The following is a 12,408-nucleotide window of genomic DNA, read 5'->3' as shown; positions in this document are numbered from 1 at the left end:
ACCATGCGGTTAAATCAACTTACAAATAATATCACCCATTTCATCGGTCGATACTGGCTGTTCTTTTTGGGCTAGATCAATAGTACGATAGCCTTGCTCTAATGCTTTATTTACGGCTGTTTCGATAGCTGAGGCAATATCATCTCTTTTTAAGCTATAACGTACTAGCAATGCTAAAGATAGAATTTGTGCTGCTGGATTGGCAATGTTTTTACCAGCAATATCTGGCGCACTACCGCCTGCAGGTTCGTATAATCCAAATCCTTGTTCGTTAAGGCTGGCAGAAGGTAACATCCCCATAGAGCCCGTTATCATAGCGCATTCATCAGACAAGATATCACCAAATAAATTTGAACATAAAATAACATCAAACTGTGAAGGATCTTTAACTAATTGCATAGTGGCATTATCAATATACATATGTTCAAGAGCAACATCTGGATAGTTTTTAGCAACTTCACTCACCACTTCACGCCATAAAATTGAGGTTTGTAATACATTAGCTTTATCAATTGATGTCACTTTCTTACGGCGTAAACGCGCGGCTTCAAAGCCCATTTTGGCGATGCGTTCGATTTCAAAACGGTGATACACTTCAGTATCAAAAGCCTTTTCTTGCGCACCACTTCCTTCTCGTCCTTTTGGTAGACCAAAATAGATACCGCCAGTTAATTCGCGCATACATAAAATATCAAAACCACGCTCGGCAATATCGGCGCGTAATGGGCAAAGATCTTCTAATCCTTGATATAAGCGAGCAGGGCGCATATTAGCAAATAATTTGAAATGTTTGCGTAGTGGCAATAACGCACCGCGTTCAGGTTGTTGGTCGGGTGGTAAGTTAGTCCATTTTGGTCCGCCCACTGAGCCAAATAAAATAGCATCCGCTTTTTCGCATCCTTCTAGTGTTTCTTTCGGTAATGGACAGCCATGAATATCAATTGCTGCACCACCGACATCATATTCGCTAGTAGTAATAGAAAGTTGATATTTTTGGCGGATAACGTCCAATACTTTATAGGCTTGTTTCATTACTTCAGGGCCAATGCCATCGCCAGGCAGTACTGCAATATGATAGTTTTGTGACATTTTTTATTCCTTTATAATCTCATTTAATCTTCTTATTTTGCTGTTAAACGAGCAAAACAAATAATTTTTTAATCTTGGTGTAATTTTTGTTTTTCTTGGGCAACTTGATTTGCTCTATACACATTATTTAATACATTAATTAAAGCCAACGCCGATGAGTGAACAATATCAGTTGCAAGTCCAACACCATGGAACTTACGCCCCTTATATTCGGCAACAATATCCACTTGGCCTAACGCATTTTCGCCTTGTCCTTTAGAAGCTAACTGGTATTTGACAATCGAAATCGGCTCGCCAGTAATCCGATTTATGGCTTGGTAAACTGCATCGACCGGGCCATTACCTGTTGCTGCATCGGAATACTTTTTATCGCCAATTAATAAACTGACTGAAGCAGTTGAAACCACTGTTGAACCCGACTGAACATTAAAATAATCCAAAACATAATGTTCTTTTTCATCTTTCAATTGGTTGATAAAGATTAATGCTTCTAAATCATAATCAAACACTTGACCTTTTTTATCAGCCAGTTCTAAAAACGCTTCATAGACTTGATCTAAGTTATAATCTTTATCGTGATAACCCAGCTCTTCTAAACGATGTTTAACCGCGGCGCGTCCAGAGCGAGAGGTTAAGTTTAATTGAATCTGATTTAAGCCGATTGATTCAGGGGTCATAATCTCGTAAGTTTCACGATTTTTTAAAACCCCATCTTGATGAATCCCTGATGAGTGAGCAAAAGCATTACTACCAATAATTGCTTTATTGCCCGGAATTGGCATGTTAGTAATTTGGCTGACAATTTGGCTGGTACGATAAATCTCTTGATGATTGATATTGGTATGAACATTTAAAATATTTTGGCGAACTTTGATTGCCATAATCACTTCTTCAAGTGCGGTATTACCTGCACGTTCGCCTAAACCATTCATCGCCCCTTCAATTTGCCGAGCGCCTTCTTGAACCGCGCTAATCGAGTTAGCCACCGACATGCCCAAGTCATCATGGCAATGCACAGAGATAACCGCTTGATCAATGTTCGGGACACGTTCAAATAAGGTATGAATAATGCCACCAAATTGATAAGGGACAGTATAACCGACAGTATCCGGAATATTGATCGTTCTTGCCCCGGCTTTAATTGCTGCCTCAACGATCCGACATAAGTTATCAATTGGGGTACGACCTGCATCTTCACAAGAAAACTCCACATCATTAGTATAATTACGTGCACGTTTAATACAGTGCACCGCCCGTTCAATGACATCATCAAATGTCATTTTTAATTTATCTTTAACATGTAAGGTTGATGTTGCCATAAAAGTATGAATTCGAAATTGATCAGCAACTTTTAATGCCTCGGCAGCAACATCAATATCTTTATCAACACAACGAGATAAGGCACAAACACGGCTATCTTTAATGGTTTTAGCAATCGTTTGTACCGATTCAAAATCACCGGGTGATGATACAGGAAAGCCAACTTCCATCACATCGACTCGCATTCGCTCCAGTGCAAGCGCTATTTGTAACTTTTCTTTAACACTTAAACTTGCTTGTAATGCTTGTTCGCCATCACGTAACGTTGTATCAAAAATAATGACTTGATCGCTCATTGTTTTTCCTTTTATATATTTTAGCGCTATTACGGTATTTCAAGTTAAGAAAACAAAAAAACCCGCACTTTAGCGCGGGTTCTTGTAATTTGTTGAGTCTTTATTTAACTACTTCTTTTACTCCACACACAAGCTATCCGCGCAAATTGATGCGAGGAGGAGGCTGAGGTCGAGTGATAAATAGTTAACAAACATAAAAATCTCTATTTTGATTGTAATTAATACAGACTAAAACTGATGATATTTTTACCAAATGATATTAGTGGTGTCAATGATTATTTGCAGCCAATCTTAATATATTCTATTTTTATTAAAACAAAGTACCCAATACTAATAAGCATTGCTTCGCTATTTGACAAATCTATTAAAATAATAAGTTGAGACATAATGAAACCGAATTATAATAATGAAAAGAATAACTCACGAGGGTATAACAATGAACATAGTTGATATTTCTCAAAAACGCTATACGACCAAACATTATGATCCAACCAAAAAAATTCCTGCCGACAAGATTGAACAATTATTAACTGTTTTAAGAAATAGCCCATCATCAGTTAACTCACAACCATGGCATTTTTATGTTATTGATAGTGATGCGTCAAAAAATAAAATTTTACCGGCTATACTTGAATTTAATCAACCAAGAGTGACTGGCGCTTCGCACACTATTGTCTTTTGTATTAAAACACCATTAGACGAAGCTCATTTAGTCAATCTACTTAATCAAGAAGAGAAAGACGGTCGATATCCTTCAACCGATCTTAAACAAGCACAAGATCAAGGTCGTCGGCACTTTGTAAAGCTTAATAGCACAACCATTGAATCGCAACAATATTGGGAAAGTAAACAAGCTTACCTCGCATTAGGGCAACTGCTTTTTGCAGCAGCGGCAATAGGTATTGATTCAACGGCTATTGAAGGATATGACGCCCAAAAAATGGACGAGATTTTAGAGCTCAAAAGCAAAGGGCTTAAAAGTGTTATTGTAGCCACATTAGGCTATCGAGCCGAAAATGACGGCAATGCGCATCGACCAAAATCACGCTTATCGAAAGAGCAACTTTTTACGTTTTTATAAACAAAAATAACGTTTCCAAATTATCCCACCTAGTAAAAGGTGGGATACCTTAAAATGGCTTTATATCATTTTTGATAATAATTTTGATATTGCTTGAGTTTATCTTCTAGTACTTGTTGTTGTTCTGGAGTAAAGTCTTCGTTAAAACAGAGATAACAAGCATATTTTTGAATATAGAACAAATAGCCTTTGTTGAATTTTTCAATTTTATAAAATTGAGAATATTTTATATTAAACGTTAATATTATATTCTTAGGTATGAATTCAATGCGATCTTCATAAAAAATACAACTCATATTTTGAAATGAATCATCTAATGTTTTAACACTATTTTTTGCGAATTCTTTTGTACTATTTTTAGAACAAATAACTGACAAAAATGAGAGTAAAAACAGCACGCCAGATAAAAGAAAGTTTTTTGAAAAAAATAAAACACTACCAAGAAAAAAGAAACACGCTACTATCATAAAAAATAAGGATGTTTTACGAAATACATAACGAGCCAAAGTATAAATTCGGTGATAGTCCAGTACGTAATTTTTAATTACTGCTATTTGTGTTTCTTGATTTTTAGAAAAGTAAGGCTCTAAATAACGTTTAACCATAATTAGATCATCAGGTTTAAACAGATCGTAGCTTACAAATTCAAAATGTGTTTTATTGATAAAAAAAACAAAACCGTTTTGTGCTTGATGTACCTGAAATAAATCTGAGTAATAAAAAGTACTGAATTCATTTTTATCTTTATTTTGTTTTACCCATTTTTCATTATCGAAAGTGATGGCAAAATTTCGCATATTATTGGCAATTGAGTTGTTTAATTTTTGCGTAAATTCTTCATCTAAAGAACCAAGATATGCATAATAAGAATCTTGTATATATTGATGATTGATATGATACTCAACGACTATTTCTTGCATAATAAATACAATCTAATTTAAGGTATTGTTGATTATATATGCACATGGGGTGAATTTGAACGGTTTTATATAAATCTACCGTTAACACCATTTAACCAAATTACTCACATTATTACAAATAACCCTAGACCCAATCTCCAGAATCGCTACAATATACGCCATTAGTCATATAGCAAATGCCTTTTGCTATTTTTAACCCAATAAACGGATGATGTTTTATGGCGCAATATGTTTATACCATGAATCGCGTTGGGAAGATTGTTCCTCCTAAACGCTATATTTTAAAAGATATCTCTTTAAGCTTCTTTCCGGGTGCCAAAATTGGTGTACTCGGTTTAAATGGAGCGGGTAAATCCACTTTACTGCGAATTATGGCAGGAGTCGATACCGAAATTGAAGGTGAAGCACGCCCACAGCCTGGCATTAAAATTGGTTATTTACCACAAGAGCCGAAATTAGATCCTAAACAAACCGTACGCGAAGCCGTTGAACAAGCGGTTGGTGATGCTAAAAAGGCGTTAGCACGATTAGACGAAGTGTACGCTGCTTATGCTGATCCTGATGCCGATTTTGACAAATTAGCCAAAGAACAAGCGGAACTAGAAGCCATAATTCAAGCACAAGATGCGCATAATTTAGATAACCAATTAGAACGAGCTGCTGATGCACTGCGTTTACCTGATTGGGATGCGAAAATTGAAAACTTATCCGGTGGTGAACGCCGTCGTGTAGCTATTTGTCAGTTATTGTTGGAAAAACCTGATATGTTATTAATTGACGAACCAACCAACCACTTAGATGCCGAATCGGTTGCATGGCTAGAACGATTTTTACATGACTACGAAGGTACCGTTGTTGCGGTAACCCACGATCGCTACTTTTTAGATAATGTAGCTGGTTGGATTTTAGAACTTGACCGTGGTGAAGGCATTCCTTGGGAAGGGAACTATTCATCTTGGCTTGAACAAAAAGATCAGCGTTTAGCGCAAGAAGCTTCGACCGAATCAGCGCGTCGTAAATCGATCGAAAAAGAACTCGAGTGGGTACGGCAAAATCCAAAAGGGCGCCAAGCAAAAAGCAAAGCCCGTTTAGCCCGTTTTGAAGAACTCAACAGCAACGATTATCAAAAACGTAACGAAACTAACGAACTATTTATTCCACCTGGGCAACGTTTGGGTGATAAAGTGATTGAGGTCAATAACCTAACTAAATCGTATGGCGATCGCGTGTTGATTGATAACCTCTCTTTTAGCATTCCAAAAGGGGCAATTGTTGGCATTATTGGTCCAAATGGGGCAGGTAAATCCACGCTATTTAGAATGCTATCGGGCAAAGAGCAACCCGATTCAGGTACCATTACTTTAGGTGAAACCGTGCAGTTAGCTTCGGTTGATCAGTTCCGCGATAACATGGATGATAAAAAAACCGTTTGGGATGAGATCTCAAATGGTCAAGATATTATGCGTATCGGCAATTTTGAAATTCCAAGTCGTGCTTATGTTGGTCGTTTTAACTTTAAAGGTGTTGATCAGCAAAAACGTGTAGGTGAACTTTCAGGTGGTGAACGTGGACGCGTGCATTTAGCCAAATTATTGCAAGTAGGCGGTAATGTTCTGTTACTTGACGAACCGACCAATGACTTAGATGTCGAAACGCTACGTGCGTTGGAAAATGCATTATTAGAGTTCCCGGGCTGTGCCTTAGTGATTTCGCATGACCGTTGGTTCTTAGATCGCATTGCCACCCATATTTTGGATTATCAAGATGAAGGCCATGTTGAATTTTTTGAAGGTAACTTTACCGAGTACGAAGAGTGGAAAAAACGCACACTAGGTGCTGAGGCATTAGAGCCAAAACGCGCTAAATATAAACGAATCACCAAATAGATTTAACCTTCATTCCATTCCGCTGAAATGATGCCAGCGGAATGGTTTATCTTCTTGATATCAATCTTAAACTATTTTTTACACGTTAGTGACTTAAACTAGCGCCTTAGATACTTTAATAATTTTGGCAAAGGTATCAGTTAGCAAACGTGGTATAGCGTTTATACCACGTGATTTTGCATCATCACAAATGGCAATCGCAAGATCAGGTTTTGAACTTTTATGAATCGCTTTTTGAATAATTTGATGTACAGGCAGATCAATATGCTGTGTTGTATTATAAGCAGCAAGTTTATAAACATGACTAAAACCATGTTTAAATAAAAAGTTTTCAATATCTCGGGCTGGTAAAACGGTTAAGTAATCATCGGGATTTTTATCGTCACCACATAGCGATTTTACGGTATCGGCATATTTCTTGCCAGCCATATCTCCATCGGTTATCACATACCAATGAATGCCCATTTTATTAGCATATTTAATCAATGGTTTTAAACCACATTGCGCAAACTCAATTAACTGAACGCCTTCAGAACTTAAATGGTAACCGCTCTGTTCAGCCAATTCACGCAGTAGCCAAACTTCGGTTTCTCCTTCGACTAACAGCCAACAACGGGCAAACAGTGCACTGGCACGGCGGTAAAAAATATGGAACAAAATGCGCCGGCTATCATCAATCCCAAAAGATTGGGGCGTGATATATTTGGGCACAATTTTATCGGGTAGACGAATCAATCGGTACAGACACTCTAATGGAAATAACGAAACTAAATCACTTGAATTAGACGTAATGATTTTTTGTGTTGGCAGATGCTTCAACAATCGAAAGCCAACCGACAAAATAATCGGATGTAACTGACTTTCTGGCTCTTCTAAAATCAAAATAGGCACAGCGTGTTGTGAAAGCGTATTATGGCCTTTGGCATTAATGATCGACCCCAAAATCCCTAACAGTGCAGTTCGCAAATAGTCGTTATCAAGATCATCTAACACATTATTAATTCGCTCAAGCGAATTCCAATCTTCACTACGTGGTGAGCCTTTTTGGGCAACATGCTTATAATGGTAACGGTGCTCTTGATCGGCAAAATAATACTCTAAAAGCGCTCTAGCAGCTTGCAAACCGCGGTGTAACTCATCTTGTGTCAATTGTGTCGAATACGCTTTTAATTGCTCACAAAGTTGCAAAGTATAGTATTCGGATAAGGGCTGATTGGTAATGGGTAAATTCTGCAGACTAATCGAGCTCTTTAGTGCCATAACAGGGTTAAGCATAATTAAATGGGCAATTAACGCCTTGTGATCAGCAAAAGCGAAAGTTCTTTGTTGCAAATCCACCAAAGAGTGTTGGGTTATAATCTTATCGGCTTGTTTATTGGCGGTAATAAGGTAAGTGATTCGACGCAGTTTATCTTGATCAACAGTATAAGCAACGGGTAATAGTCGTTGATAGATGGGATTATTAAGTTCATTAAAATAGGACTCACAATAGGTTATTTTAATCACAATCTTATTGCCATAGACATCGTATTTATCGTGATAAAAATCAGAATCCACAAATTGATAAAACTGATTATCAAGTGACAGCAATTGCAAAGCGCTAATCAAACTTGACCGACCCCAACGGTTTTCGCCCATTAGCACGCTAACGCTTGGATTTAAGGTTAAAGATAGCGATTTGATACCTTTAAATCCTGAAATATCCATTTGCTCAATAAACATGGTACCTCCTTATGCTTTAAAGATGATACTTTTCTGTCCTTTTACGAATTCGTTCAACTTTTTGATGCGTACTAGCCATTAACTTAGCTTCATTACGCAAAATCGTTTTTAAAGGTTGATTAAAATACACTTTCAAAAATCGCCAAATATCGCGATCGGTTAGCCCAATATTCATGGCTGAAAAATAAAGCCCAATTAAATCTTTATCACGCCAACGTACAGGAACCGTTTTACGAACCTGAGCACGGTGTAAATCAATCACCGATAATTTTATTTGCTGATGATTTTCAAAAAGTGGAATATCAAGCAAAAAGTGACACAAATAACAATCACGATGATTAACCCCAGCGGCGTGCATTTGGGCGACCATTTTTGCCAAATAAATAACTAAACAACGCTTTATATGATAGCTAGGTGGGTTAGTTAACCATGGCTTGGTAAAATCTTCTAAACTCACAGTCGGGTTAAGATCTCTTGTCACAATAAACGAATGACGAGTCAGTGGATTTAATCCCTTACGACCAAATGCACGCCCATCCATCGTATTAACGCCAACTTGCTCCAAACGCTCAATCGCATCCCACTCTTGCTTAGCATCTAAAACAGGTAAACGTAGCGAAATAAGATTCTTCACAATCTCTTTTATTGTTGAACCGCGGTGAATTTTAATAAAATACGATTCGCCATCGAGCTCAAAATTCAACGTCTTACGTTGCTTAACCGCGCGATAAACTTTACCCGAGATTAACTCAACTTCCGCAAACGGATCTTTATCTTTCCACAAAGCATCAAAAGGGGATTTTAACTTCAACTCATTCATAATGATCACAACCTAAAATAATATCTGCGGCACGCTGAGCTAAATGATATAAATCAGCCGTCTGGCCATAGTGTACCGCATTGTTATGCCATGTTAGTAATTGATCGTGATTGGTTATGGCATTTTGCACCGCGTGATTGAGATCTGCTTGTACAAAAGGCTCGGCAAGGATCACCCCAGCGTTTGCATCGTGTATATGATAAGCATACCCTGAAATGCCCGATACAATAACCGGCACACCAGCGGCCAATCCTTCAACCAAAACCATACCGGCGGCTTCTTGCCTTGCAGGGTGTAATAGCAAATTTGCTGCAAATAAAAAGTCAGGGATATCATTACGTCCTGCAAAAAAACGAACTTGATGCCCAATGCCCAGTTTTGCAGCTAGTTTTTGATAAGCATCGGGTTTGTCTTGCCCTACCACTAAAAAAGTGACTTTTTGCTTTAATTCATCAGGTAAAGCGGCAATGGCAGTTAACGAACGATCCACCCCTTTACGTTTAAAATCCGATCCAATTTGCACAACCACAAAATGATCTTCATCAATTTGATTGGCTTGCCTAAATTGCTTACCTTTAGCTAGCGACTCATGATTGTATTGGCGATCTTGCGCAATACCGGGTGGCAAAAGGTAAAATCGAGACGGATCAGTATGGTAATAGTGCTCAAAATCACTAATTTGCTGTTTAGTCAAAACCATGATTTTGGTTTGGCTATGTTGATTAAATACCGCATCTTCAAAAGCCAAATAATGCTTACAGCGTTTAGACAATTTATAAAAAAAGCCCTTATGCGATACTTTTTCAGCAAAGCAGGTATCCCCTGCAAAATAGACATCCAAATCAGGCATTTTATTAAAGCCAACGACACAATCAACCGGATTCGCTTGCAAATGCGCCTTAACCCAATGGTAATAAGATAGATTACGGCTATGGTTCGACCAACCCTTTTTAGGCACTAAAATAATATCAAACCCAGCAGGTTTATCGCCTTGCCACGCCATTACATAAATCCGCACATGGTGACCACGAGCTTGACAAGCCTTAGCAATTTGCAAAAAATCGCGTTGCAAACCACCAAAAGGGAAATACTTATAAATACAAAACGCCAGTTGCATGCAGATTGCCTCAAGTTAGAAAGGGCTATTATATACTTGTTGATAAGCAAGGTGCAAAAATAGCGACAACGGTTACAATATGCACAAAAATCGGTCAGGAAAGGTATTGATTTTATTTAAGTTTTTTTGATTGGCAAAAAGTGCAATCTAACAAATCTAGCTTGAAGTCAGCCCACTAACTCCGTAAAATACCCAAAACGCTTATTCTGGTCTATTATGCAACTTCATCTTGTGGTTAACACCTTTGGCTCTGATCTCCAACGTCGATACGGCGAAAAGATCTACAAGCTCACCCTACACGGAGGGTTTAGCTGTCCTAATCGTGATGGCACTATCGGAATGGGGGGGTGTACTTTTTGTAATGTGGCATCGATCATTGATGAATCAATACAAGTTAAATCAATTGCCGATCAACTGGTATCGCAAGCTCATCAAATGAAAAAATCCAAACGCTATCTTGCATACTTTCAAGCCTACACCAGTACTTATGCTGAAGTTGCAATCCTAAAAAATATGTACGAACAGGCGTTAAATAGTGCCGATATTGTTGGACTTTGTGTGGGGACTCGCCCTGATTGCGTACCGAATGAAGCGCTTGATTTACTGGCAGGTTATCAATCTCAAGGTTTTGAAGTATGGTTAGAACTGGGCTTACAAACCGCTCACGATAAAACCTTGCACGACATAAATCGTGGACATACTTTTAACGATTATCATCAAACCGTACAAAAAGCTCGTAATCTTGGTATAAAAGTGTGCACGCACTTAATTATTGGCTTACCCAAAGAAACCAAACAAGATAATTTAATCACGCTTGAACGGGTATTAAATAGTGGCGTTGACGGCTTAAAGTTGCATCCATTACATATTGTTGATGGCAGTATTATGGCAAAAGCGTGGCGAGCTGGTCGTATCAATATTTTATCATTGGATGAATATGTTGATATTGCAGGCGACATCATCAGACAAACCCCAGCCAATATTTTATATCACCGCATATCCGCCAACGCCAGAAAGCCAACCTTGCTAGCGCCAGATTGGTGCGAAAACCACTGGCAATCAATGAACGCAGTCGATCACAATTTGCGCCAATTTGGTGTTCAAGGCAGTGCCATTGGGGATGAGTATTGTTTTAAGGAGTAGCGGGAATGTTTTTGTGGAAAAAACAATGCAATTACATCCAAAAAGTGGTTAGGAAAGGTATTGATTTTATTAAAGTTTTTATTTGGTGTTTTTTTATTCAAAAAAACTCACCAAAACCATTTCCCAAAGCACGCCAACAAAAGCTTAACCGCCCGCAATTAACAAAACTTTACGATTTTTTAACAAAAAAGGTAGCGCATAATTAATCAATCGGTTATAATTTAATCGCCCTTAAAGCAAGGGAATGCTCGTTAGTCGAGCGGACAATTATAAAAAGTGTAAATAAAACAAAAAATTACTTGACAGGATAAGCAAAATGCGTTACCATTTATGGCACATGGCACATGGCACATGGCCTGCCAAACCTATGTTCTAAATCTTTTTCATTTTCACGGTAGTCAAAACCGGACTCCATTCTTATTTTTATCACCGAGGTCATTTCGCGTAGCGAAATCGACGCCGTCATCGCGGTCTTTTCAGGCGTTGTCTTCGGCGGGTTCTTCGACAACATCTTCAGCAAAATTATCGCCGATATCCAAGTGGTTATTAAGACCGCCATTATTGTTTAGACCTTCATTGTTATCTAAATCGGCATTGTTCTTTGCGCCATTGTTGTTATTGCCATATACGCAGGGAGTACAGGCGTTAACGGTAAATACAGCTAATACTATTCACGGAAGTAGGCCATATTTAACGTTTGATGGGGGACAGACAAAGGCAACTAATACTGATACTTTTTTGGCAATAGAGTTGCCGAATGGTAGAGTTATCACACCATCAACTAACACATCGAGTGCAGCCAATCCGATAATGTTACCTAGAGGTAATTATACATTTAATCATATTCATATGGTAATACCGTCGGGTGCAACCTCTACTAGTTTAAGTAGTCTAATAACTCAAGGGAAGTGGGGAGATGATGATGGAGATGGACTGGGGGCAGGGGGAGTAATAGCATCGGGGAGTATATCGTTAGCAATAAAGGATAAAGATGGCACTACGGTTAGTCGTGGT

10 protein-coding genes are annotated in these 12,408 nt (G+C 38.2%); 4 read left to right on the top strand and 6 right to left on the bottom strand.

Annotated features, from left to right (window positions below; all coding sequences use genetic code 11):
• Nucleotides 1-9: 9 nt before the first annotated feature.
• Together leuB and leuA are read right to left on the bottom strand one after the other, a co-directional pair.
• Entirely contained in the window at nt 10-1,089 is a 1,080-nt protein-coding gene (gene leuB / locus ACYH9I_RS01715; RefSeq protein ID WP_483558443.1) for a 3-isopropylmalate dehydrogenase, read from the bottom strand.
• A 68-nt stretch (nt 1,090-1,157) separates the two neighbouring features.
• A complete protein-coding gene (gene leuA / locus ACYH9I_RS01710) occupies nt 1,158-2,705 on the bottom strand; it encodes a 2-isopropylmalate synthase (protein WP_091349132.1) in 1,548 nt (515 codons plus the stop codon).
• A 436-nt stretch (nt 2,706-3,141) separates the two neighbouring features.
• Here leuA and nfsB point away from each other — a divergent pair, with 436 nt between their 5' ends.
• Nucleotides 3,142-3,786: an oxygen-insensitive NAD(P)H nitroreductase gene (nfsB, locus tag ACYH9I_RS01705; RefSeq protein ID WP_483558442.1), complete on the top strand. Its 645-nt coding sequence runs from the start codon at nt 3,142-3,144 to the stop codon at nt 3,784-3,786.
• A gap of 65 nt (nt 3,787-3,851) precedes the next feature.
• On the opposite strand, the gene ACYH9I_RS01700 is transcribed toward nfsB, so the two are convergent.
• Nucleotides 3,852-4,706, bottom strand: a complete 855-nt coding sequence (locus ACYH9I_RS01700) for a YcxB family protein (protein WP_483558440.1) — start codon at nt 4,704-4,706, stop codon at nt 3,852-3,854.
• 218 nt (nt 4,707-4,924) lie between these two features.
• On the opposite strand from ACYH9I_RS01700, the gene ettA reads away from it, so the two are divergent.
• Nucleotides 4,925-6,592, top strand: a complete 1,668-nt coding sequence (ettA, locus tag ACYH9I_RS01695; RefSeq protein ID WP_160401998.1) for an energy-dependent translational throttle protein EttA — start codon at nt 4,925-4,927, stop codon at nt 6,590-6,592.
• Nucleotides 6,593-6,685: 93 nt separating this feature from the next.
• Here the strand turns inward: ettA and ACYH9I_RS01690 are convergent, their stop codons facing one another.
• Genes ACYH9I_RS01690 through ACYH9I_RS01680 form a run of 3 tightly spaced genes read right to left on the bottom strand, consistent with a single transcriptional unit; the run spans nt 6,686 to nt 10,251 of the window.
• Complete coding sequence (locus ACYH9I_RS01690) at nt 6,686-8,314, bottom strand: DUF2813 domain-containing protein (protein WP_483558438.1); 1,629 nt, start codon at nt 8,312-8,314, stop codon at nt 6,686-6,688.
• A 16-nt stretch (nt 8,315-8,330) separates the two neighbouring features.
• Complete coding sequence (gene rfaP, locus ACYH9I_RS01685; protein ID WP_483558436.1) at nt 8,331-9,134, bottom strand: lipopolysaccharide core heptose(I) kinase RfaP; 804 nt, start codon at nt 9,132-9,134, stop codon at nt 8,331-8,333.
• On the bottom strand, nt 9,127-10,251 hold the full coding sequence (locus tag ACYH9I_RS01680) for a glycosyltransferase family 4 protein (protein ID WP_483558434.1): 1,125 nt from the start codon (nt 10,249-10,251) through the stop codon (nt 9,127-9,129). The genes rfaP and ACYH9I_RS01680 overlap by 8 nt, the downstream gene beginning before the upstream one ends.
• A gap of 216 nt (nt 10,252-10,467) precedes the next feature.
• Here ACYH9I_RS01680 and mnmL point away from each other — a divergent pair, with 216 nt between their 5' ends.
• Together mnmL and ACYH9I_RS01670 are read left to right on the top strand one after the other, a co-directional pair.
• The gene (gene mnmL, locus ACYH9I_RS01675; protein WP_483558432.1) at nt 10,468-11,394 is read left to right on the top strand and encodes a tRNA modification radical SAM protein MnmL/YtqA; all 927 of its coding nucleotides are present in this window, start codon (nt 10,468-10,470) and stop codon (nt 11,392-11,394) included.
• 330 nt (nt 11,395-11,724) lie between these two features.
• On the top strand, nt 11,725-12,408 hold a 684-nt coding region (locus ACYH9I_RS01670), incomplete at its 3' end, for a hypothetical protein (protein WP_483558430.1).

The sequence above is a fragment of the Gilliamella sp. X-23 genome (assembly GCF_057063545.1).
Note: the sequence above shows the minus strand (reverse complement) of the source record. Positions and strands in the feature narration are given on the sequence as shown.